Origin of the sequence: Spongiibacter thalassae (assembly GCF_012272835.1) — a bacterium.
Classification (GTDB): Bacteria; Pseudomonadota; Gammaproteobacteria; order Pseudomonadales; family Spongiibacteraceae; genus Spongiibacter; species Spongiibacter thalassae.
In genome coordinates, this window is the sequence record NZ_JAAWWK010000002.1 from 854277 (window position 1) to 875013 (window position 20737).

Annotated in this window: 40 protein-coding genes; 13 read left to right on the forward strand and 27 right to left on the reverse strand. The window is 53.9% G+C overall.

Annotated elements, in window-relative coordinates; translation table 11 throughout:
- The 21 genes from HCU74_RS08160 to HCU74_RS08260 all read right to left on the reverse strand — a co-directional run bounded on the left by HCU74_RS08160 (position 1) and on the right by HCU74_RS08260 (position 10329).
- A complete protein-coding gene (locus HCU74_RS08160) occupies positions 1-561 on the reverse strand; it encodes a DUF1643 domain-containing protein (RefSeq protein WP_168449887.1) in 561 nt (186 codons plus the stop codon).
- Positions 558-857 (reverse strand): hypothetical protein, encoded by a 300-nt coding sequence (locus HCU74_RS08165; RefSeq protein ID WP_168449888.1) that lies wholly within the window; start codon positions 855-857, stop codon positions 558-560. Before HCU74_RS08165 ends, HCU74_RS08160 begins: the two co-directional genes overlap by 4 nt.
- A 277-nt stretch (positions 858-1134) precedes the next feature.
- Positions 1135-1329 (reverse strand): hypothetical protein, encoded by a 195-nt coding sequence (locus tag HCU74_RS08170; protein ID WP_168449889.1) that lies wholly within the window; start codon positions 1327-1329, stop codon positions 1135-1137.
- 352 nt (positions 1330-1681) lie between these two features.
- Positions 1682-2083 (reverse strand): hypothetical protein, encoded by a 402-nt coding sequence (locus HCU74_RS08175; protein WP_168449890.1) that lies wholly within the window; start codon positions 2081-2083, stop codon positions 1682-1684.
- 94 nt (positions 2084-2177) lie between these two features.
- Positions 2178-2456 carry a hypothetical protein gene (locus HCU74_RS08180; protein ID WP_168449891.1) on the reverse strand — a complete coding sequence of 93 codons (279 nt, stop codon included), beginning with the start codon at positions 2454-2456 and terminating at the stop codon, positions 2178-2180.
- Between the two features lie 67 nt (positions 2457-2523).
- Positions 2524-2802 carry a hypothetical protein gene (locus HCU74_RS08185; RefSeq protein WP_168449892.1) on the reverse strand — a complete coding sequence of 93 codons (279 nt, stop codon included), beginning with the start codon at positions 2800-2802 and terminating at the stop codon, positions 2524-2526.
- A 65-nt stretch (positions 2803-2867) separates the two neighbouring features.
- Positions 2868-3146: a Lar family restriction alleviation protein gene (locus HCU74_RS08190; RefSeq protein WP_168449893.1), complete on the reverse strand. Its 279-nt coding sequence runs from the start codon at positions 3144-3146 to the stop codon at positions 2868-2870.
- Between the two features lie 44 nt (positions 3147-3190).
- On the reverse strand, positions 3191-3631 hold the full coding sequence (locus HCU74_RS08195; protein WP_168449894.1) for a hypothetical protein: 441 nt from the start codon (positions 3629-3631) through the stop codon (positions 3191-3193).
- Positions 3632-3995: 364 nt separating this feature from the next.
- Positions 3996-4214 (reverse strand): hypothetical protein, encoded by a 219-nt coding sequence (locus HCU74_RS08200; RefSeq protein WP_168449895.1) that lies wholly within the window; start codon positions 4212-4214, stop codon positions 3996-3998.
- A gap of 120 nt (positions 4215-4334) precedes the next feature.
- Positions 4335-4571: a hypothetical protein gene (locus tag HCU74_RS08205; RefSeq protein WP_168449896.1), complete on the reverse strand. Its 237-nt coding sequence runs from the start codon at positions 4569-4571 to the stop codon at positions 4335-4337.
- 63 nt (positions 4572-4634) lie between these two features.
- Positions 4635-5174 carry a hypothetical protein gene (locus HCU74_RS08210; protein WP_168449897.1) on the reverse strand — a complete coding sequence of 180 codons (540 nt, stop codon included), beginning with the start codon at positions 5172-5174 and terminating at the stop codon, positions 4635-4637.
- A gap of 52 nt (positions 5175-5226) precedes the next feature.
- A complete protein-coding gene (locus tag HCU74_RS08215) occupies positions 5227-5586 on the reverse strand; it encodes a hypothetical protein (RefSeq protein WP_168449898.1) in 360 nt (119 codons plus the stop codon).
- Entirely contained in the window at positions 5583-6683 is a 1101-nt protein-coding gene (locus HCU74_RS08220; RefSeq protein WP_168449899.1) for a DUF5131 family protein, read from the reverse strand. The genes HCU74_RS08215 and HCU74_RS08220 overlap by 4 nt, the downstream gene beginning before the upstream one ends.
- Positions 6676-7485 carry an HNH endonuclease signature motif containing protein gene (locus HCU74_RS08225; RefSeq protein WP_168449900.1) on the reverse strand — a complete coding sequence of 270 codons (810 nt, stop codon included), beginning with the start codon at positions 7483-7485 and terminating at the stop codon, positions 6676-6678. The genes HCU74_RS08220 and HCU74_RS08225 overlap by 8 nt, the downstream gene beginning before the upstream one ends.
- Positions 7482-7712 (reverse strand): hypothetical protein, encoded by a 231-nt coding sequence (locus HCU74_RS08230; protein WP_168449901.1) that lies wholly within the window; start codon positions 7710-7712, stop codon positions 7482-7484. Before HCU74_RS08230 ends, HCU74_RS08225 begins: the two co-directional genes overlap by 4 nt.
- Entirely contained in the window at positions 7709-8062 is a 354-nt protein-coding gene (locus tag HCU74_RS08235) for a hypothetical protein (RefSeq protein ID WP_168449902.1), read from the reverse strand. Before HCU74_RS08235 ends, HCU74_RS08230 begins: the two co-directional genes overlap by 4 nt.
- Positions 8062-8238 (reverse strand): hypothetical protein, encoded by a 177-nt coding sequence (locus HCU74_RS08240; protein ID WP_168449903.1) that lies wholly within the window; start codon positions 8236-8238, stop codon positions 8062-8064. Before HCU74_RS08240 ends, HCU74_RS08235 begins: the two co-directional genes overlap by 1 nt.
- Entirely contained in the window at positions 8235-9389 is a 1155-nt protein-coding gene (gene rdgC, locus HCU74_RS08245) for a recombination-associated protein RdgC (protein WP_168449904.1), read from the reverse strand. The genes HCU74_RS08240 and rdgC overlap by 4 nt, the downstream gene beginning before the upstream one ends.
- Before the next feature lie 2 nt (positions 9390-9391).
- Entirely contained in the window at positions 9392-9658 is a 267-nt protein-coding gene (locus HCU74_RS08250; protein WP_168449905.1) for a hypothetical protein, read from the reverse strand.
- A 48-nt stretch (positions 9659-9706) separates the two neighbouring features.
- Positions 9707-9904 carry a hypothetical protein gene (locus tag HCU74_RS08255; protein ID WP_168449906.1) on the reverse strand — a complete coding sequence of 66 codons (198 nt, stop codon included), beginning with the start codon at positions 9902-9904 and terminating at the stop codon, positions 9707-9709.
- Between the two features lie 2 nt (positions 9905-9906).
- On the reverse strand, positions 9907-10329 hold the full coding sequence (locus HCU74_RS08260) for a helix-turn-helix transcriptional regulator (protein ID WP_168449907.1): 423 nt from the start codon (positions 10327-10329) through the stop codon (positions 9907-9909).
- 308 nt (positions 10330-10637) lie between these two features.
- Between HCU74_RS08260 and HCU74_RS08265 the strand changes: the two genes are divergently transcribed.
- Genes HCU74_RS08265 through HCU74_RS08275 form a run of 3 tightly spaced genes read left to right on the forward strand, consistent with a single transcriptional unit; the run spans position 10638 to position 11849 of the window.
- Entirely contained in the window at positions 10638-11024 is a 387-nt protein-coding gene (locus tag HCU74_RS08265) for an addiction module toxin RelE (RefSeq protein WP_210425151.1), read from the forward strand.
- Positions 11025-11026: 2 nt separating this feature from the next.
- Complete coding sequence (locus HCU74_RS08270; RefSeq protein WP_168449908.1) at positions 11027-11335, forward strand: helix-turn-helix domain-containing protein; 309 nt, start codon at positions 11027-11029, stop codon at positions 11333-11335.
- A gap of 43 nt (positions 11336-11378) precedes the next feature.
- The gene (locus HCU74_RS08275) at positions 11379-11849 is read left to right on the forward strand and encodes a helix-turn-helix domain-containing protein (protein ID WP_210425152.1); all 471 of its coding nucleotides are present in this window, start codon (positions 11379-11381) and stop codon (positions 11847-11849) included.
- 144 nt (positions 11850-11993) lie between these two features.
- On the opposite strand, the gene HCU74_RS08280 is transcribed toward HCU74_RS08275, so the two are convergent.
- From HCU74_RS08280 to HCU74_RS08290, 3 genes are all read right to left on the reverse strand, one after another.
- Positions 11994-12653 (reverse strand): BRCT domain-containing protein, encoded by a 660-nt coding sequence (locus tag HCU74_RS08280; RefSeq protein WP_168449909.1) that lies wholly within the window; start codon positions 12651-12653, stop codon positions 11994-11996.
- A 3-nt stretch (positions 12654-12656) separates the two neighbouring features.
- The gene (locus HCU74_RS08285) at positions 12657-13490 is read right to left on the reverse strand and encodes a DUF6694 family lipoprotein (RefSeq protein ID WP_168449910.1); all 834 of its coding nucleotides are present in this window, start codon (positions 13488-13490) and stop codon (positions 12657-12659) included.
- A 338-nt stretch (positions 13491-13828) separates the two neighbouring features.
- Complete coding sequence (locus tag HCU74_RS08290; RefSeq protein ID WP_168449911.1) at positions 13829-14215, reverse strand: hypothetical protein; 387 nt, start codon at positions 14213-14215, stop codon at positions 13829-13831.
- 103 nt (positions 14216-14318) lie between these two features.
- Between HCU74_RS08290 and HCU74_RS08295 the strand changes: the two genes are divergently transcribed.
- Positions 14319-14534: a transcriptional regulator gene (locus HCU74_RS08295; RefSeq protein WP_168449912.1), complete on the forward strand. Its 216-nt coding sequence runs from the start codon at positions 14319-14321 to the stop codon at positions 14532-14534.
- A gap of 68 nt (positions 14535-14602) precedes the next feature.
- On the opposite strand, the gene HCU74_RS08300 is transcribed toward HCU74_RS08295, so the two are convergent.
- The gene (locus tag HCU74_RS08300; RefSeq protein ID WP_168449913.1) at positions 14603-15109 is read right to left on the reverse strand and encodes a hypothetical protein; all 507 of its coding nucleotides are present in this window, start codon (positions 15107-15109) and stop codon (positions 14603-14605) included.
- A 162-nt stretch (positions 15110-15271) separates the two neighbouring features.
- On the opposite strand from HCU74_RS08300, the gene HCU74_RS08305 reads away from it, so the two are divergent.
- From HCU74_RS08305 to HCU74_RS08325, 5 genes are all read left to right on the forward strand, one after another.
- Positions 15272-16186, forward strand: coding sequence for a DnaT-like ssDNA-binding domain-containing protein (locus HCU74_RS08305; RefSeq protein ID WP_168449914.1), 915 nt, complete (start codon positions 15272-15274; stop codon positions 16184-16186).
- On the forward strand, positions 16183-16446 hold the full coding sequence (locus tag HCU74_RS08310) for a hypothetical protein (RefSeq protein WP_168449915.1): 264 nt from the start codon (positions 16183-16185) through the stop codon (positions 16444-16446). The genes HCU74_RS08305 and HCU74_RS08310 overlap by 4 nt, the downstream gene beginning before the upstream one ends.
- Positions 16427-17068, forward strand: a complete 642-nt coding sequence (locus tag HCU74_RS08315; RefSeq protein ID WP_210425153.1) for a DUF3310 domain-containing protein — start codon at positions 16427-16429, stop codon at positions 17066-17068. The genes HCU74_RS08310 and HCU74_RS08315 overlap by 20 nt, the downstream gene beginning before the upstream one ends.
- A gap of 98 nt (positions 17069-17166) precedes the next feature.
- Complete coding sequence (locus HCU74_RS08320; RefSeq protein ID WP_168449916.1) at positions 17167-17499, forward strand: hypothetical protein; 333 nt, start codon at positions 17167-17169, stop codon at positions 17497-17499.
- Between the two features lie 10 nt (positions 17500-17509).
- A complete protein-coding gene (locus HCU74_RS08325; RefSeq protein ID WP_168449917.1) occupies positions 17510-18124 on the forward strand; it encodes a hypothetical protein in 615 nt (204 codons plus the stop codon).
- Between the two features lie 141 nt (positions 18125-18265).
- Here the strand turns inward: HCU74_RS08325 and HCU74_RS08330 are convergent, their stop codons facing one another.
- Positions 18266-18556 (reverse strand): BrnA antitoxin family protein, encoded by a 291-nt coding sequence (locus HCU74_RS08330; RefSeq protein WP_168449918.1) that lies wholly within the window; start codon positions 18554-18556, stop codon positions 18266-18268.
- Positions 18534-18809 carry a BrnT family toxin gene (locus tag HCU74_RS08335; protein ID WP_168449919.1) on the reverse strand — a complete coding sequence of 92 codons (276 nt, stop codon included), beginning with the start codon at positions 18807-18809 and terminating at the stop codon, positions 18534-18536. The genes HCU74_RS08330 and HCU74_RS08335 overlap by 23 nt, the downstream gene beginning before the upstream one ends.
- A gap of 23 nt (positions 18810-18832) precedes the next feature.
- Between HCU74_RS08335 and HCU74_RS08340 the strand changes: the two genes are divergently transcribed.
- The 4 genes from HCU74_RS08340 (at position 18833) to HCU74_RS08355 (ending at position 20735) form a co-directional block, all read left to right on the forward strand.
- Positions 18833-19399 carry a glycoside hydrolase family 108 protein gene (locus tag HCU74_RS08340; protein ID WP_168449920.1) on the forward strand — a complete coding sequence of 189 codons (567 nt, stop codon included), beginning with the start codon at positions 18833-18835 and terminating at the stop codon, positions 19397-19399.
- 9 nt (positions 19400-19408) lie between these two features.
- The gene (locus tag HCU74_RS08345) at positions 19409-19666 is read left to right on the forward strand and encodes a hypothetical protein (RefSeq protein WP_168449921.1); all 258 of its coding nucleotides are present in this window, start codon (positions 19409-19411) and stop codon (positions 19664-19666) included.
- 10 nt (positions 19667-19676) lie between these two features.
- A complete protein-coding gene (locus HCU74_RS08350; RefSeq protein WP_168449922.1) occupies positions 19677-20069 on the forward strand; it encodes a hypothetical protein in 393 nt (130 codons plus the stop codon).
- Positions 20070-20174: 105 nt separating this feature from the next.
- The gene (locus HCU74_RS08355; RefSeq protein WP_168449923.1) at positions 20175-20735 is read left to right on the forward strand and encodes a terminase small subunit; all 561 of its coding nucleotides are present in this window, start codon (positions 20175-20177) and stop codon (positions 20733-20735) included.
- Positions 20736-20737 lie beyond the last annotated feature (2 nt).

Below are 20737 nucleotides of genomic sequence, written 5' to 3' on the forward strand. Positions count from 1 at the left end.
TTAGATATTTCTCCAAATTACAGGCTGTTGGTCGACTGGCGCACGGTGCTTGCCGCGGGCCATTGGGTGTTTCGGGCTTCCGTTCTTGGTGATACCCAAGCAGTGCAAAGGCTTGTCGATGTTTTCCTGTATCGCTTCCAGCATGTGCTCGGAGCATGCCATCGCCCAGGGCTGATTCCCCCAAGCAACGACGATCAGGTCGCTGGATTGGCAGGCCTCGACAACGATGGCCTCATTCCGCATTAAGACATCCCGCACGTGCCAGTCCGGGCCGTTGCTTTCCCAGTCAGCCCAGCGCCGGCAGTCTGCCGGGGAAGGGGATCTGAAGGGGTAGAGGTTCACCACAATCAAACCGCCATAGCCCCATGCCCGGGAGAAATGTATGCAGCGCTTCAGGGTAGGATCGTCAGCGCTTGCATCGGCGGTAGAGGGGTTCAGCATCACCCAGCACACGCGGCTGTCCACGCGCCACCAGCGGCGCAGAGACCAACGCAGCTTCCCGCAGTGGCTGAGCGTGGCGGCCTTGTGGATTTCGGGTTCAATGAAAGCGAGTTCGTTCATATTGCTCTTACCCTGGGCAATGCCTTTCTGATGCCTTCGCACACCCGGGTGATACCCATGATGCCCAGATGGCGGTTGTTACAGTACACGCTGTAGTTGTCGACACGATCACCGGGTAACAGCTCAAACGTGGCCACCTCCCCCGTCAGTTTTCGGGTGACCGTGATTGTAATTTCGTCATCGATCGGGGGCGGCAGGGGTGCGGTTCCGGCACTGTCCATGCGCTTGCGTTCCCGAGCAGCGTTGGCGTTTTCGCTCCACAGCTTCTTGGCTTTGCGTGTTGTTCTGTAAGTCATTGATTCTCAGACCCCTACCTTGCGTTGTCTTGATAATCCAGTGTTATTCGCTTGGTGTTGCTTTGCCACGAACCTCGGCAGTCGCATACCAGCCTATCGTCATTGTTGCTTCGCAGTTTGGGCACTCCCATTCCGCGTCATCACATGCGTGACTCGGTAGATCGTCGCAATCCAGTTCGACCTCCTCGGTGCATATGGGGCATTCTATTTCCATCATCCTCACTCCCAGCGAATAACAAGTAATTGCAGCCAGACCTTCGGCTGCTGAATAAAAGGGTTATGTTTTAAACGTCTGCACAAACTCGCGGGCCTCTTGCAGTTTGCCCTCTGAGATAAATCCAGCAGTCTCCAGCAGCTCCAGCACCATCTGATTCTGCTTACGCTCAATGAGCAGGTTTTTAATCTGGCGGTCTGCTTTATCAAGGCTCTTGTAGGCTTCTGCCAGCTCTTTCTCTAAATCTTTAGGTTCCATCGTGCTCTCCAAAACATAACAACGCATTTAACTTCAGCCTTCGGCTCGGACGCTCCGCGTTGCTACGCGCCCGTTAATGCAAGGTTAACTGACTCACTTCTGGCCAGTAAAAAACTCAACGTGCAACTGGTTGCACATGCTGCCGTCAGGGTCGGCCCATACAACTAGGCGCACCAAGTAGGGTTTACCACCTATCTCAATCACATCGTCTTGGCGCGGCATTTGTTCGTAGTTGCGGAACGCATAAGGCTTCCCGTTTTCTATAATGTCGGCTCGTATCATCGAATTTCCCCGTCAGTTAACAAGTCGCGGCAGCATCGACCTCGCTGTCGCTCGGCCTCTGCGCTCGCGGTTACACGCCCCACAAATCCGCCATCTTCTGTATCTGGCGCAGCCAAAATTCTTTATTCTCCCTGAGGTGCTTTAGCTCCCAATAATTTCCTTCCGGTATCGTGTCGACGTCGAGTCTTGATGGGTGGCGTGCCATGCGCATTGTCTTGTCAAATATTTGGCTAACCCTGCCTCCACTAATGCCAAGGTCTTTGCCAACTTTGGTGAAGGTATCACCCTCAAGGACTCTGCGAGCAGCGTAAACCTGGCGCTTGTATCTGGTCTTTTTGTCCGGCAGAGGGCTTCTTTTTTCCTGCTTTTCAATGCAGGCACTGGCTACCGCCTCCGTTCTGTGGGTGTGGCTATCTATTCCGCAATCCCAATATTCAATCTCAATCCACTTCGTTCTTTTGCTGGCTTTCATGTGCCCTCCCGCGTGTAACAAGTCACAGCACATTCACTCCGCTGCGCTCCGTCGGACAACCTACACTGCGTTTCGGTTGCCCGTGTGTTCAGGGTTATAACGCTCTCGCGCTGTAATGAACGTCTGGCTCCGCCCTAATCCCGAAAAGCTCGCCGTTTACAGTTATCTGCACAGTCGTGTTCATCAGATAGTAGTCGCCGTTCTCATTGCTTTTTCTGGCGTACTTCAGTGCTGCATCTTTTGAGTCGTGAGCGTGGATGGTGTGCTCCTCGCCATCTTCATCAACGATGCAAAAAGGCTTGCACTCACAATCTACGTCAGGCTTTCCAAACACCATAAAAATAGATTCGCCGCATTTTTTGCAAAATCTCATCTCTCACCTCGCGTTATAACAACAAATTGTTGCGCGACGGCATAAAGCGCCGCGCCAAAATTAAGGGTTATAACGCTCTCGCGCTGTAATGAACGTCTGGCTCCGCCCCAATCCCGAAAAGCTCGCCGTTTACAGTTATCTGCACAGTCGTGTTCATCAGGTAGTAGTCGCCGTTCTCATTGCTTTTTCTGGCGTACTTCAGTGCTGCATCTTTTGAGTCGTGAGCGTGGATGGTGTGCTCTTCGCCATCTTCATCAACGATGCAAAAAGGCTTGCACTCACAATCTACGTCAGGCTTTCCAAACACCATAAAAATAGACTCGCCGCATTTTTTGCAAAATCTCATCTCTCACCTCGCGTTATAACAACTTCAGGCAGCGCGATGGCCTGCGGCCACGCCTGCTAAATGGGTTACCGTGCCCGCTCATTCCAGCGGTCGTGCAGTTCGTCATACAACTGTTCCGGCGTAGCTTCCGGCACATCCTCCCAGCAAATACTCATATCGGCAGGGCAGTTGTGGCAGTAAATTGCCACTTGGTGTCCAAGGTGCCCGCCGTTTATCGGAGCGTATGATCTTCGCATATCAATCTCGGGGCTTTCCCCACAAAACGGGCACGGTAACAAGCCGTTGTTGGGCGCGACCTGCTGGGTCGTTGCATTGCTTTCTGGTTGTGCAGTTTCGTTCTTCATCGTCGCCTCCAGTGGGCCATCACGCAGGCCGCAAAACATTGGGGTTAGTGCGACTTGTAATCCAGCAGTGCAAACTGGTCGTTTGAAAGCTGCTCGAAAAGGGTCTTTCCTGTCGCAGGGTTCTGCGCGTAGGGCAAAAAAACTTCCACCATTTCAGCCTGTTCGGCCTCCACAATGGCAAGCTGCGCCTCGATCCAGTCCTTGATAATTCGCCATGCCACTCGCGCCGCCTGGTCACGCGTTTTTAGCTTCCGTGGTGCCTTGTCGTCGCGCTGCAACAGCATATAGATACGGTCGATCTGCGCGGGTAGCCGGAAGCTGACCATGATCCCGTTGCACAGTATCCGAAAGGAAAGGGCACACAGCACCTGTTCGTCGTCGTACTCAGTCATAACCGCTTGCGCTCCGGCGCGGGCCAGCTTGCCTTGTATCTCACTTGTGGTTTTCTCCACCGCAATACTGGTCGTGTAGTTCAAAATCGGCATCTAGTTTCCCTCTTTCCTGCAGCCGCACTAACAACCACAGGCACGGGATCGTCATTACGCTGCACTTCATTCCTCACCCGTGCTGTCATGGTTATGCAGAAACGTGTTCATAGGCTTTTATCGGCCTAAACTCCCCGCACCAATCGGCACGCCCAGTAATCGGCCAATAGTGGCCGTCCTCAAAATGCGCGGCTGGCGGGTTTCGTTTGCAGTGGCCCGTCACGCTGTTGATAAAGCACCACCAGTGGCACTTGTTACACGAGGCCATGTTGTCGCTTGGGGTTTCGGTGTTCATTTTTAGTTCTCCTGCATAACAAGTCGCGGCAGCATCGACCTCGCTGCCGCTCGGCCTCTGCGCTTGGGGTTATGCAGCTTCCGGCTGCTCAATCGCGCTGCGAATAAACTCCGTCCGGCAAGTCACTTCCTCGCCTTTTGCCTTCACGTTGTAATCCATCATTGCGGTGGTCTGGCCGCCAACAACAACACCGTGCGTCCATGTGTCGCACTGCCCGGTAACACGTATCATAAAAGTACCTTTGCGCTGGGCGGTTACCAAGTAGGTTTTTCCGGTCTCAAGTTTCATATCATTCGCTCCGTAGTTGAGTGTTTGCTGCATAACAATTCGCAGCAGGCGCGACACTCAAGCCGGTGGCTTTCGTGCCGCTGTGCTGGCGGTTAGTGCCTTGCGCCGCTGTGCTTAGGGTTATGTGCCACCGTGCGAAATGCCGGCCAAAAATGCTTCTCGCAGCGCCCAGCCATGCCATGCGTATGCGTCTTTAAAATCACTGGTGTCTAGAACTGAGGCTACATAGTCATACGCGGCTGAAATCTCGGGGTGCAACTCACCATCGTTTTCAGCCCCGTGGTCTGCGCTACCTCGCTTATCGTGTTCTGGGGTCAAGCTGCGGTTTGGCAGCTCGTCAGCTTTTCTCTCAATCATCACTTTTCTCCGTACCGGCACATAACAATTGCAATCAGTCGCTGCGCTGGGAAGCCGCAGCGGTTATATGGATAGCACCGTGTATGGGCCACGTACGCCGGCACTGAATTCAGAGGCGGCCTGCAGAGCCATCTCGATTCGCTTTTTTGGTGCAATCTTCATTGAGTCGGTGGCATGGAGACTGCCTAGAACCAGGTCCTGTCCGCAGCCACACGCATGATAGGACTGCCTGACCCTGGCGACCTGGTAATCACCTTCTATCTCATAGAGCTGCCCGCGCCACCCTACGAGAAATGTTCCGCCGTATTCTTGTCCATTGCGAGTTTCTTGATACCCGCCGCCTTTCATTAACCCCCGCACCGCAGGAATGAATCGTTTCACCATGTAGGGCATGCCTTCCTCACCCTCGAAAGGTTTCGGGGGACTGAACTCGTGCTCAAGCAATTGGCCCATGCGAAAGGAAGAGGTGTACCCAAAAATAAACTCACCATTTTTGAATACTTTCGGGTCCGATCTTGTTTGCATGGAGAGCCCACCAACACCGGCAGAGTCGCCGCCAATATAGACTTTTCCATCATTCATGATTCCAGCAATTGCAGTCATATTTTCTCCATTGTTCGCAGGGGTTATAGGTCACATCGGCCTACTCTTTGGGTTAATCGGTCAGTGCATTCAGCACCGCTACCCGCTCATTGCTGGTCAGTCTGTGCCGCTTCAAGATTTTCGCCTTGGTGCAGCTAAACGATATCCCTGGCCGGTTGCAGTCGGGGTCTTCTTGCAGTTCGCCAATCGGTTCCACCTCGTAAATATCCCCGCCAACGCCTACTGCATACATAGCGGCATCAGTAAATTCTGTGGTCACATAAACTTGGCTGGTATCGCACATATAGTTACCGAATTTAGCAGTGCTTTTAGCTCCGGTAACATCAGGCGGCAACACAAACTGCCCCTTTCTCATTCCGCCCCTGCCACCGTGGTAATACCGCGTAGGGGCCACAGGTTTTGGTTTTTTCATTTCCGGAGCTCTCGGCTCAGATTGTGAGCGGGCGGATATTCATCCCATGTCCGATCACCCAGGTACCGGCCGGCGTGCTTCTTACCGACCTTAAATACCTCATGGGTTACTTCAGGCCATACGCGAGTCCAGGTCTTTCTGGGCGCTCCGCCATCTTCGGGGTAAAGTTCCCACCAGCCGCACCAGGCAGTACCGGTGCGCTCGATGGACTCTTCGTCACCCCAATCGCCCCACTGTTTGAAGAGAAAAGGAACGCCAGCGTTAACACACTGATCGCGGAGGTATCGCGGCCACTCAGGGTGCATTGGGCGGGCCCCGGAGCCGGATTCTCCTCCGACAACTACCCAGTCCAGTCCGCCATTAAGAGGATCAAGCCAGTGCCCGGTCGGCATGTCGCCAGACCATCCATCAGCAAGGCACTCCCCGCAATGCTCGTCGTCGGTGATGAAGTCCCTGTCATGTGTTTCGCATCGTGACAAGTCGAGATCCAATGGCCCTAGAAGTGGTTCAGCGCTGATCCATCTCACTGCTGCAGGGGTGGCAAGAAGTAGAGGGATGCGTTCTTCAGCTGTTGCCTGGTCCTCGACGCTAACGCCTAGCCACACATTTGGTAGACACCACCCCCCCGAAGTATGGGTATAGCTAAATAGACCGTCTGCCTGAAGCTGAGCGGATGCAATTGAAACCCGGTCGACAGAGCGGTGTTTGCCCAGTGATTTGCAGTACTCCAGCATCCGGTTTGGACGTTTCGTCAGAACCTGGAATGTGTGCTGGGGGCAAAGCGCCATCACGGCAAATACTTTGTCGATCAGCTCATCAGGCACGTTCTCATGAAACAGGTCCGACATGGAATTGACGAAGATGCGGCGGGGGCGGCGCCACCGCAGAGGCTGGTCAATCAGGTGTTCAACGATCCGTATTTTGCCATTCCACTGACCGCCCTTTGCGATTAGGCCTTCATAGGGCAGGCCAGGGCCTTTAAACCGGTTTGCGACGGTTTCAGCGTAGCAATTTCGACAGCCGTCACTCACTCGACTGCACCCACGGATAGGGTTCCAGGTGGCGTCAGTCCATTCGATACCGGTTTTATCACCCATGAGTGCTGTCCTCGGAACGTAGGCGAGACTTTGCCGACACCTTCACTACCAACCGAGCAGCTGGCCGAAGCTCGGGGGGGATGGCATTTCCACCTAATTGATTGAATCTGGCCACATCCCTGCGGTGCAGCAGCTCGAGATTAGCCAGATCGCAGTTCAATTTGTCGCCGTCAATGAAACTCACCACTCTGTCTTCTGGCACAGGGCCGTGAGCCTTTTCCCATAGCCAAACATGCTTGTGTCTATAGCGGGTTGGGGCGCCGGTGTGGGGGTCTGGTTCAGGAACCTTAATCAGGATGTATCCGTCTTGGGCACAGATACGCTCGCTATACAGCGGCTTCCGGTTGGCGGGTATGTGTCCAGGCGCGAAGTTGCCGCTGTTGGGCTGCATGATGCCTTTGGTGCCCGTATTCCACGGCGCTTGGCCGAGGGGGAAGTGACCTGTGCGACCGCTGCGAACTTTATGGTTGCGCAGGCAGCTACGCATCTGTTGCTCAGTTTTTTGGGTGCCGAAGGTGTCGTTGAATGAGGTAGTGAGTTCAGTCAGCGATTTGCTGCGGTACTCGAGCTTGAGCCACTGGAATTGCTCGGGAGTCCAGGCTTTGAGCTTGCCTTTGTTGACTTCGCCCGGTGCGCGGCCACAGCGAATTTTATGGTTTTTCAGCGCGGAGCGGATCTGAGACTCGGTTTTACCTGTGCCAAAAGTGGTATTAAAGGCCTCGGTTAGGCTGGTCACACTTCGGTTCGGGAACTCGCGGCGCAAAAATGCGAGGTGCTCGGCTGTGTAGGTGAATCGTTTCATGGCTTCTTCGCCAGTCCGAGCATTTCAGGCGCAGATGCGGTATGTCCCAATTCCTTCTGTGCCTCTAATACCAGCTTTCCGTTGGCAATAATTTCCTTTGCCACCCCCGTCACAGCTTTGCTGCGATTGATTTCCTCCTGGAGTTTATCGCCAGTGACGCTTTCGTCGTTCAGGCGCTCCAATGCGAGAAACAAGTGGTTGTTGAGGTCGGTCAGTTTGTTTTTCATGCGCAAAACCCCGTATATTTCTGGGTGCTAACCTTTACCGCGTCACACATGAGCTCAAAGAAGTCGGAGCCACAGTGTGCTGAAAGGTCGTGAGCTACCTCTACCAGCTCTTTGAAATAGGCCTGGTGGGTGAAAATGCCTTGCCATTGGGTAAGAAACAGGTCGTTGAAATACACTTCGCCCTGAGTGTCACAGGTTGTGCAGTCCTCTTCAGTTTCGTGACTACAGCTGCGGCATTCGTCATACACCACGCCTTCACCGCTACACGTAGGGCACTTTAGGCGCGGGTTATGTGCAACCAGGTCTTCAGTTTTGGCTCGGCGCCATGTTTCATAGCGGGCAAACATCATTAGAGGATCCTCCATGCGACGGCGAAACAGGCGATAGCGGCGATACCCATCATCAGTACAATCAGCCAATCAATACGGCGCTGCCCGTCGGGCGTGGGGTGACGGCGATGGCTGTCTTTCCATTGCTCGCGAAGTCGATGTGCATGTTCGCGTGGGCTTTTCGCTTGCGATTTCATTGACTTCCCCCAAGTACTTGCCGTGTACCGCTCTCGGTTAAAGAGCTGACAACGCCGTTTGCCTCAAGCTGTTCAATGATCTGTGCCGCGCGGTTGTAGCCGATCCGGCAGTGACGTTGAATGGATGAAATCGTGGCTTTCCCGGAGCTCATGACGTATTCCAGGGCCTGCTCATAGTGAGCCTCATGCGCAATGCCGCCCACACGCGCCGCCGGCAAGCCCGGTGGTGGGGCGGCGGGGGTGGCATCTTCTAGTGCCAGTGCTGTTTGGTTTAGCCCTCCCAGCGCGTTGGTAATAGCGGTAAAGGCCCCAACAATGGCTGAGGCATTTAACAGCAGGGCTGCCTGGGCTTCGGCGTGGGTGTCTTCTACGTCCTCGAGGGCCACCGCCAGGGCCATGTCGGAAAAGCGGATGGAACGCAGTGCAAGTGCTCCGGTGAGAATGAACTCAATGGCACCGATCGACACCCCCAGTTCTACCACCAGTCGCCCGGCATCAACGGCATTAGCGATCAGCGTGCTCTGCGGGTCGTCGTTCTTGCAGGTTTGTACGGCTCCGCCATCCATCACTTCTTCCAGTCGGCAGTAGTCACCGACTGTGATCTGGTCTGGCATCCCTTCTTTCAACCAGCTGGTCATTGCCTGTGAGGGCGCCAAAGGTGTGGTAATGAACTCTGCTGCCAGCGAGCCCAGTGCCTCGCGCAGGGTTGCGGTGAGAGCCTCAGCAGCCTTTGCACTGCCATCTACCAGGATCAGGTGTGCGTTGTGGTCGATGATGGCGTAGGTCCGCCGGATCGTAGTGAACGCTCGAGGCAATAGCTCGAAGACAATATCCTCTTTGATGTCCTGGCGCTCTTTACGACCAACGATCCGATCTTCGCTGCGTTTGATCTGAGCAACCTTGTCTTCGACCGCGCGATTAACGACGGCGGGAGGTAACAGCTTTTCCTCAGTTTGCAGACAAAGTAGCGTGAGTGAGCCATCAGGAGAGTGCCCGGCCAGCTTGTCGTAAAAGCCGTGGGGTGTGACAAAACCCGATGATGCCTGCTCCTGTTTGCCGCAGGGTTTGAATGCGAGGCGCTCAAGGGCCGCTTCCGTGATAGGGGGCATCGAGGGGTAGGTGAGGGCGACAGCGCGTTTAAATTGCATCATCTTCAGTGCTCCAACTTTACAACGACCATTTCGCCAGACGGGGTCAGTCCGACGCGGCGGTGTGTGCTGAATTCAGCGTCATTGATAGTGTCGTGCAGCATGTCGCGCTCCTGACGGCACATCTCTGCCTCTTCTTCTGCCCATGCAAGACGACGTTTGGTGTCTTCCAGCTCGTCATACAGTGCGGCAGCAGTCTCACGCAGCTGCTGTAGAGCTTGGGTATCCCACTTGCGCTCTATGCGGCGAAGGGTGGTGTCGGTCGTGTTCATAAAGCCTCCGGAGAAATAAATGGGCGTTCCTCGCACCAGTGATTAGTGTTAAGCGGCAGAGGGGCCCGTTGGGCCTTGCCACGGCAACGCCCGACGGCGGGTCGGCATAGCGATTACGTTGCCAGGCGCCGCTTTAGGGCGCAGCGCAATGCCGTCGTCACGCGTGCGTACCACTTTGCAGTCGACCGACTCGGCAAAGGCACAGAGCTTGTCCATGGGTATGCTGCGCGGGATGTCTATTTTCATAACTAAGCGACCTCGATCTCAGGTGTGAAGTAGGGGGGGCGCCCAGACATGGGGGCGTGCAGGTTTATGTATTCATCGTGGCGGCGCCTGGCATGCGTCCGCCGGGCAAGGCGCATTTTTTCGACATCCGCGCTGTTGAGTGGAAAGGTGAAAAACAGGTACATCACGGCCGCCAGTGCGCTGTGCAGAACGCCGGAAATAAATGCCTTGGCAATCATTTGCGCACGGCCGTTGGCGTGGAGTTTGTAGCAGCTGTTGGCGATGCGGGCCTTAACGGTTCTGGGCGACACGCCCAGAATCATTGCGGTTTCCTCGGTGTCTTTCCCTTCGCCGGTCCACAGCACGGCCTCGCTCTCCTTGAGAGTCAGCCCGCCGGCGGGGGTGGCCATGAGTGTGGGGCCGATTATTTCGATGTAGTCATCCATGTGTCATCGCTCCAAAAAAGGCCCTTAAACAACAAGGGCAATCACCTGGGGGATTCGTTTGCCAATCCGCCTGCTTTCGCTGTTGCGGAGGACTACACCGGGCTGGTCAGTCCCTTTAAACCCGTTTCGCGGCCAGTGCTCGGAGCGGGGTGGTGTGTGGCGATGAATAAAATTTAGCGAAACGCTTATTTGATGTCAATAGCGAAACGCTAAATAAATTAAAATTGATCTGTGGTGAAGGCATCAAATAGCCAGATTTTGAAGATCAATCGTTAGCTAATTGATGGTTGGGATGGGCGGCGAAGGTCTTGCCATCAAACAAAAACGTTGCCAATTATACGCATATTGCGTATATTTTGGCCATGAAACTGACTTTTGTGGAAATGACCGTATTTGAGAAATATCGCGCTGACTACCTGTCAGATGATGAGTACCGGGAGTTCCAGGAGCAGCTTCTTAAAAATCCGTCTGCTGGTGATGTGATCCCGGGTTTGGATGGCCTCAGGAAGGTGCGCCATAAGGCGAAAGGGAAGGGGCAGCGAGGCGGAGTTCGAGTTATTTACTACCACTATGACGGTGGGGATCAGGTTTGGTTGTTCATGATTTATGCCAAGGGAGAGGTTAAAGATATGACGCCTGACCAGAAAAAGGCCTTCAGCGCGGCGCTGGGGGCTGAGTTAAAAGCGAGGAGTTGACCATGGCTAAACGAGATATGTTTGCAGAGCTTATGCAGGGCATGGACGACCTGAAGACTGAGCGAGAAGGGAAGATTACCCTTAAAAAGACGGAATTGAGTGTCCTGCCAGAGGTGGAGCTGTCAGCCGCGGAGGTGGCAGGGATCCGCGACAGCTTGAATATGTCGCAGCCTGTGTTTGCCCGCGTTATCCGAGCAAATAAGAGGACCTATGAACGCTATGAAACGCAGGGGGTGAAAGGACCTCAGGCAGTGCTAATTAAGCTTGTTGGTCGCAACCCGGCTATCTTGAAGGAGCTGGAGGCGCTGTAACGTCCTCATTGCCCTCGCGATTTTACCTATGGAAAGGAAGCAAATGATGGCATCTCAAAACGCATTCGAGACGGATACAGCCGCCTTTTCGTATAATCCTCAGCTCAAGCTCCGGGTCGCACCTCGCGAAATGTCCACCCGCACTAATAATGTCCATCACTGGGATTTCGCGCCACAAGCTGAAGGCCATGCGAAAGGTATCGACATTGATGATGTGATCAGCGAACTAACGAAAAACAACCCTGGTTTTGCGCAGCATCTCACTGTTGCAAGACAAAGAGCTGCGGCGTCGTATTTTTCTCAAGACGAGGGAATACGCCGGCTCCGCTTGGCAGCGGGCCTATCACAAAGAGAGCTGGCTGACATCGTTGGAACAGCCCAGCCATATATTGCTTGCCTCGAAGCTGGCGGGGCTGAGCCCAAGATTACTACTGCAGCAAAGATTGCAAAGGCACTAAACTGCACGTTGACGGAATTACTCTCCGCCTACGAATTGGGTAACAACGCATTATGACCGCTTACAATCTAACGTCGTTTACTGCGACGACATTCGACACGAGGTAGGAGGCAAATTCACGCTGGTCGGTTGCGACAATACTCAACTTATAACAAGCAGCTTCGACTTTTTGGGGTGATTTCTGCAAAAGTTATAGAGCGGTTACCCTCGAGCTGCTCGAACTTGAGAGATGAAAAACGGCTCGCTCACAATATAGATTTCCTGTCCGCTCTCCCTGAGGGCGACGGCTTTTTCTATTTTTCGACCAAATGAGCTATGTGCCCAATCTCGACTTCCAATGGCGCCTATGACCAAGTAATGGGTTGCTTGGGTAGGGACTTTCTGCAATTTTCCACCCAGGTCAATAATCCACTGCTCGCAGGTGGAGCGGCCACCGATCTCAAATTTACCAGTGAGGGAAAAGTGTCGGTCGCTGAATATAATTTGGTTGGGCTCAAATAGAGGGAGTTCAGTGCTTGCGTTGCCATGAATTTCGCCGGTACGTGTGTTCACCTTGATGGGGGCGCCAGTGATGCCTGCGAGTATTTCCAGGAGGGTGGACTCTTCATTGGAAGACAGGCGACCATCCTCTAGAAAAGTATCAAGCGCCGTTCTAACGACATCCGTGGGCCAAACGCCGTGAACATCTGGGTGAAGGTCAAGCCATTGTAGAATAAATGTAGCCTCTTTTTCGTTCACAACAGCATCCGCGAGAACGCCTTTGCATAGCCCGATGAACTCGCTGATGTCTCTGGAGGCTCGGTAGGCTGCATTAAGGCGTGCCGATACGGGTTGATGATCTTGATTGAGCGAAACAGTCATTTTCTACGGCCTCCGGTATTTGAGCTTGAGTCTTTCAAGTCGCTCGGCATCACGCTCGCTAAAGTCATCATTTGAATACAGCGTTTCGCCATTCGGCCCGTCCAGTTGGGTTGCTATTACGGTGAATTCGGCGTCGGCTGGAGCGGGTGCGCTCGACCAATCGGACATCGTGCTTGGCTTAAGCGTCCAGGTGGCTATTTCAAATTTCTCCAGGCCCCCGGGGATCGAGTAGAAAAAGCTATCGCTAAACCAGGGTGTGCTCCGCCCTGGGCTTGAAAGGGTGCCAACAAAATGCGCCTTGGAAACTGCTGCGTCGGTGCCATTCGAAACGGACAGCTGGATGTAGGCTTGATCTTGACCAAACTGGCCTTTTTTCTTGAGGAATTGGGAGTTGGTCACGGTGAACTTTTTCAGCTGTTCAGTGGACAGCTTTGCCTGGGCTTTCTTCCGCTCCAGTTTCTCTATCTCTGCTAAGGCTTCATCGCGCTCTCTGGCATGCTGGGCGGCGGTCTCAGCGGCCTTTTCGGATTTAATTGAACGAACCTCTGCTAATACCTGTTTCGCTGTTTTGCCATCAATGGCAATTAGCATCTTGCTCTGAAGTAAGCTTGTGCCAGTCACACCTGCTGCGAGAATGTCGCGGGTTTCGAGTTGGCTGAATAAAAGAAACTCTACGGCCCCCTGAAATTCCTGGCGCGCTGATTCGGGCAGGCTATCTGCCACCTTTTTGATGGAGGTCCTTGTGGTCTCGTCAGTAGAGGTGTCTATTGTGGGCTCTGTGCAGCCAACGATGGTGAAAAGGGTCAAAGCCGAAAGAAAAATGTGCAGATGCTTCACCTAGCAAATCTCCCTGTGAAATTGTCCGTTTTGTGATCAATGTTGTGCGCCACCACAAAAATCAATCCCTGCAAGTTCAGTGAGATGCGGCTTTTGGCCACCTCTCTGAACTTGCTGCCCCGGTGATCCTTGATTAAATCCCTCTAATGCGGGGAGGTTCGTTAATCCAGAATTTCTCAAATTTCAATATTGAACTACTGTGTGTATTTACAGTAGTCTCTTTTCTCGGCGATTCAATGGCTCGAACTTGGGCACCGCCGAGTTAGGGGTAACTGTTATGGATAACAAAAAAGCTCGGCGGCTCTTGAGTGCCATGACCATAGAGCAACTGCGCAATCTCAACCGGATTCTTTCTTCTCCCGATCTTTTAGTTGAGACTCCAGAGCGAGAATGTAAGCTTTCACTGCCGGAAAATTATCCTGGCCTAACCGTTGCAGACTGCTTAGAATTTCGTCGATCTCTTTCTGAACTGCAGCATCAGTAGAAACGCCCCCGTCGAGGGTATCGAGCCAGCCTTCCGGTTTCCCGCAACAGGACTCGATGTGCCTAGCTGTTTCAGGACGCATGCCTCTGCGCCTGCCAGTTTTCGATTCCTTCGATCCTGTCATCAATTGGCTCAGTTGGGCTGGACTTTTCTTAATCCGGTCCGCAAGCGGGCGCTGTCCGCCAAATTCCTCTGCCAGAAGCTTGAGTTTGTAACGCCTGATGTCGTCAATTGTTTTCATTGTGCAAATTAGATAGCAAAACGCTCAATAACTAAATGAGCGTATCGCTTGACTTTTAGAATAGCGAATCGCTAAACTTTGCGTCGTGCAATGGAGGTTCAGCATGACTCTAGATGAATACGTCTCACAAGAGCGTGGGCTGCAAAGCAGCATCGCCAAAGCTCTAAACATAACTCCGGTCCTTATTTCTCAATGGGCAAATGGGGCTCGTCGCGTTCCCGGTGAGCGTTGCGTCGCCATTGAAGAGGCCACGAAAGGCGCTGTTACCCGCTACGACCTCCGGCCCGATATCTTCGGTGAGCCGGAGCAGGCCGCCTGATGATTATTAAACCCCAATCGGGTTGGCTGAGTAAGTTGGCTATTTGGGCATGTATGGATCTACAGCATTTACGCCCTGGCGTACTTTGAGGCGAGCTTGATGATTTTTTCATCTATGGCTTGGCGTGCGAGAAGCGCTTTCTTTGCAGCTTCATCAAGGCCAGTTGGGTTATGTGCGGCAATGTTGTTGCCGACTTCGTGGCTGCCAGCACAAGGGCGGTAGTTGTCTATCAGAAAAATCCTGAAGGAGACGCATGAGTTTAGATAACGCTGACAGGCGCCTTGAAGCTCCGGAAAGTAAATCGACGACAGCGTTAGAGCCTTCCGGGCATGCATCGGATGAGGCACGCGCGATAGCTCGTCATGTGAGGCACATGTTAGCAGGGTGTTCGGCCATTCCTGGCTGTCAGTTATGTGATCAGCCAGTTGTTCGTATCGTTCGCGGAGAAGAATACGACGTCGGTGCTTTCTGTCGAGACTGGCTTGAGCTAGCGCAATTACTTGTGAAATCACTGCGCCGGCGATGGCGGCAGATGCGGAAATAACGGCGACTTGAAGTGAGCTTGGGTCTGCCATAACAGAATCCTTTCTGAGTTGTTTTCGGGACGTTGACAGCTTAGGGGATAACCCGCCATTGGGGTAGCCGATGCGACCTTGGTGGCGGGTGCTTTTTCATTCAACTGGTAAGCGAATTTGCCAGTTGGCGTAGATAACAAGGTGCGTCAGCAGGAGGTAGCGGTGAACTTTTTCACCTGGCGGAGCGCTATTTTAAATTCAGATTTGGCGTCAACAACGAAGTTGGTGTTGCTGGTGATTTCCACCTATATGGACGATCACGGAGGTGGAGCGTTTCCGTCGACGGAGACCATTGCCGCGAATGCGGGGCTGAGTCAGAGGGCGGTGTGTACGCACATTGAAAAGGCGGTACAGGCGGGATTTATTACGGTTCACAAGCGGCGACAGCGCGGCCGAGATTGGGCTCTCAATCATTACAGAATTGCCTTCCCACCTACCCAAGGCACTGAACCTCCTTCAGCGCCTGAAGCTGAAACACCAAATATTGAAGGTACTGAACGAGGTTCAGTGCCTGATTTGCAAGGCTCTGAAACCCAAGCAAATAGCGGCCTCCAGAGGCGTAAAAATGAGGCGCTGAACGACGTTCAGTACCTTAGTCGAGGTACTGAACCTCATGCACGAGGCACTGAACCTCACGACACTGAGGCACTGAACGATGTTCAGTCTAACTCTCCAATGAACTCTCCAATAGAACCTCAACAACAACAGGTAACACGCGCGGCATTTTCGATGTCGCTTGAGTGGTTGCCCGATCTGAAACGGTTTGGCGAGCTGCTGGAGTTGCGAGGATTAACTCCCGAGATGTTTTCTCCGGAGGCGCTGAACGAGTTCAGAATTTTTTGGCAGGCCGACGGCCGGATGTTTCGGCAGGAGCAGTGGGAGCACAAGCTGATCAACTCGTTGGCGCAGTTTGAATCCCGGCGGCAGCGGATGGCAGGCGGCGCGGGGGGGACTCCATCGAATTTTGCGCAAACCTACGCCCAACGACAGCGGGCCGGGGTGGCGAATGACTGCCGGGTGGAGGGTGCCATCGGCGTGCAACGTGATTTAACCAGCAACGGAGAGGTGGCACGGTGAGTGTTTCAAGCGTGGATGTGATTCTTGGGCGTATTCGGTCGGCACCAGCGGAGTCGCCGATTGCGGTGTTTACCAATCGTTCGGGGTATTTGCTCAATGCGGTGTTTGCCAACACGGTGGCCACACAAGGCCTGATTCATGGCCATTGTCCAAGGTTGGTCGGGGTGTTTGACCATCGGTCGCCCATTGATGCGGTCGCGCGGCAGTTGAATGCGGTTTCCGGTAATGCGGAGGCGCTCAGTGTCGCAAAAGCAAGCTGACAGTCCGTGGAGTGTTCAGGTGGGCGGTGGTCACTATAAGAACGCTAAAATCCAGCCTGCGCATTTCTGGCTAGCGAACCAGCTCCCTGGCGCGGAGAGTTCTGTTATCAAGTACGTTTTTCGGTGGCAGTCGAAGGACGGTATTCGGGACCTGAAGAAGTCTCGCCATTTCATCCAGCTGATGATCGATGCGTATTTCGGTCCGAGCGCGTTTGCCTCACCGCGGGTGGCCAACGCCGATTTTCAATGGGCGATTACGCCAGAGCATTTTTGCACTGAAAACGGGCTGGACGTGGCTGCCAGTAGAGTTATCTGCCTGGTCTGTCACTGTGAAAGCGAGGCGGCGTTACTCCTGGCTATTCGAACCATTAATGCCATGATCGATGCGCATATGTCTGCGCAGCCGGAGATGGACGGTCGGACCACTCAGGAGCTCTCGGTGGGATCTTCGTGTGCTGACACTTTGCGTGCTCAACAGGCCATTTATGTGGCCATCAACCGCTTGGAGGATTTCGACGAGGTGCTTAGGGAGCCCGGCCGCATCAACGCGGCTTACGTGGAGTATGAGCGCGAGCGTGTGAGTAGAACCCTGGCATATCTGCGAGACGAGGCCAGGGCCTGATGGTGGCGCGGGGGAACTCGGTGGTCGTTGGCATTGACCCAGACGCCAATAAACACGGCGTCGCGATATACCGCGGTGGGTTGTTGGAGGAGCTGTACATGGCTACGGCGATCGAGGTAGTAGAACGCCTCGAACCAGGCATGCTTTTCAGTATTGAAGACGTGATGGTGAACACCTTTGTGTACAAGAGAAATCGGCATGCGAGCAGTGCAGCCCAGAGCAAAATAGCCATGCAGGTGGGGCGGGTGCAGCAGGCGCAGGAAGAGTTGGTGAGATTGCTCAACCATTACGGGGCCAAGGTAGTTTTGCAGCCACCGCAGCGGGGCAACTGGGCCAAGAACAAGCGGCTGTTTGAACAGGCGACGGGCTGGACAGGCCGCAGCAACGACGATACACGCTCAGCGGCTTTTTTCGGATGGCTGGCACTATAGAGGAGGTGGTATGACGTCGGCGGAAAAACCCCAGAGCGATTACAGTGAGTACCAGGGCTTTTTGAGGTTTGTGCTCAGTGTGAGTGAACTGCGTAGTGAGAACGGGTTGGCAGACTGGATTAACAACAGCGCTCGGTCAGATAAGCACTATACCCCTCGCCATTGGCGGAAGCCGGGGGAGCACTGTGTTCATGCTGTGGCGACAAAGCGTGGGGGCGGGAGTGGTATTCCGCTTGAGGATGTGGATTTTCTGAAGTCTCGCTACGTGCACGTCATTAATTCGCTGCCAGCGCCGTATCCCGATCAACTGCGGGGGCGGTGTGCGCCAAATCCTAGCGTTCAGCAAGTATTCTCAATTATAAACCCGATCCTGGATACCTATCGGGAAATGGTGCCAAAGGCCAGGGCAGCTGCCATGCTTAATTTTGAACTGCGGCGGTGGGACGACGCCAGGCAAGGGCCAAAGCCCCATATTCGGACGCTATTTGAACATACACGGGGGTCGTGGCCGGATTCAAAGGAGCGCAAAGCCTGGGACGAGGTGAAACGAAAACTACGTGAAGAGCTGCGGCCAGCGACGACGGCGTGGGTGGAAGAGTGCCGGCGCAGGGGGTTGGAGATCTAAGGGCGAGCCTCGCTTCTACAGGGCCTTCCGAGTTCACGGCGTATGCGATGATTATGTTGAGTTTTCCATAGCCAAGCCGATTTCAGGGCGTTTTAATTAGGCTCAAGTCAGTGTCTTAAGCCGTTGGTCGCCTCTCTGTCGCTATACCTTTGTTCCCGGATCATGCGTTTCTAGCCAGTCTGCCAGGGCATCGTTCATACGGGTTTGCCAGCCAGCACCGGTTTTCTTAAAGGCCTCAAGAATTTCCGGGTCGAAACGCATGGTCGTTTGCACTTTTTTGACCTGTGCCAAGGGCCTGCCAGGTTTGCGTTTGGCCGCGGCCATCAGCGATTTAGGTAACACCTCGGAAGCCGGCCGGGCTTTGGCAAACATGTTGTCGTCCCATTCCGGGTTTTCGGTATCGATTTTTTCAGGATTGGGTTGCTTTTTCATATGCGGAAACCTCCCGCTTGTTGGCTTTGCGTAAGCTGATTACGCGAATGCGGTTGTTGCGTTCGGTAAACACCAGCATGTAAAGCCGTGAGTGAATGTAGCCCAGTGCTTGGTAGCGGACTTCGCCGTAGTCTTGGCGGTCGTCAATGACGACAAGGGCGCTATCCATATCGAAATCTGCAGCGAGTGCAAAGCTGATACCCCGTTCTTCGGTGTTGGCGGCACTTTTTTTGCTGTCGAATTCGATATCCATGTTTATTATTGTAGTTACATTAATTGTTGTCGGCAAGTGTTTTCTGTAACTACATTAATATGCTAACTACCCCAATATTGCCCGGTTTGCCGGGCTTTTTTGTTTCTGGTGATGCCATGCCTTTTCGCTCGGCTGTGAACTTTGTCATCGAGGAGGAGGGGGGATATGTCAATAACCCCGATGATCCTGGCGGCGAAACGAAGTACGGCATTAGCAAACGGCAATATCCTGATCTGGATATCGCCTCTTTGACCAAAGACGATGCCGCAGGAATCTACTACCGCGACTATTGGAGTCGATTACCCAAACTGCCAGAACCGCTGGATTTTCTGGTATTTGATTGTGCGGTGAACTGCGGGGTTGGCCGAGCAATTAGACTTTTGCAGCTGGCTGTTGGAGCGGCGGACGATGGCCTATGGGGGCCAAAGAGTCAGCGAGCCCTGGAGCAGCACCAATCCAGTCACCTTGTCGTTAACTACCAGGCAGAACGGGCCCGTTACTACGCGCTCCTTGACGATTTGGACGACCACTTTGCGCGAGGGTGGATGCGTCGAGTGATGCGTGCATTCCAAGAAGCTGTCTGCGAATAGGAGATCACAATGAAGTCACTGTTGCGCCAAGTTCTTTCGCCGCTGATCAAGTACCTGCCATCGTTGGTCGAGGCTGGAAAGATTCTGATTGATAAAGACACCCGCAAAGACAATTCGGGCAAAGCGTCAACCTCGATGGCAAAAATCGGAATAGGTGCATCGGCTGTACTCGCGATTGACCCTGCCACCTCCCCAGACACTGCGCTGATAACGCTGCTGGCTTCCCTGGCGCTGTACCTGTACCGGCGAAACGTTGGCCAGGTTTGAGTGCTTCAGCATGAACGACACGATGGCACAGCGATTAAGGACTGACATGAACCAAGACTCACCAGCGGACGAACATCACCGGCAATGGGTCGAGATCAATCGTCATGGCAACACTCTGAGCGACCACGGCCACAGGCTGAAGACCGTGGAGGGCAGGGTGGATAGGTTGGAATCGCATATGAGCGAACAGTACGGTGCAGTGCTGACCAAACTGGATGGCGTGAGCGGAGAGGTGCGGTCCCTAAATGAGAAATACATACGAGCTGAAGCGGCTGCCCAGGCAATCAGTGAGCGAGAAGACAAGGCCATCAGTGCGAAATGGCCGCTCGTCATCTCGATCGTCATGGCTGGTTTGGCGGTCTGCTCGGTGGCGATCGCGGCCGCGATGCTTGCCAAGCCTTGACCTGTTGGTGGCCCGCGGGTCCTTCCCAGGGGGGGAGGCATACGGGGGCGCGGAGGCTCGGGGTTTGGCTATGTATGAAATTTTTTTAGGCAGGTTGCTATTTATATGAGCACCGTCAAAGCCCGACAGGCACCCCCCGGCACCATCTCCAAGCGGGTAATCCTCGAGGCGCTGACCATTACCCCGCAAGCCCTCGGGAAATGGGGCCTTCGGCCTGCCGGCCGAGTTGGCCGTGAAGTCTTTTACAACCTCGAGGACTTCTGCCGTATCTGGGTTGAAAAGCGGGGTGCCACTGAAATCGATCGCAACCTCGACGATGAAGATCGGGAGAGTGCTCGCCAGGTAACCCAAGGCAGGCTTGAGGAGGAGTACAAACTCACTAAAGCCCGCCGAATTGCCCAGGAGCTGAAGAACGAAGAAAAGGAGGGGCGACTGATTTCGACGGATTTCGCGACCTTCGCCCTGTCTCGGATTGCCGCCCAGATTGCGACTATTCTGGACACTTTACCGCTTTCCATGCGGCGGGCTCATCCTGATCTGGAGCCCAGGCACATCGATGCGCTGACGCGAGAAATCGCCAAGGCCCGTAACACAGCTGCGCAAGTCGACGAGCTCCTGCCCGAGTTAGTCGAGGAATATGTCGAGACCCTGTCCGAAACAGATTAGGA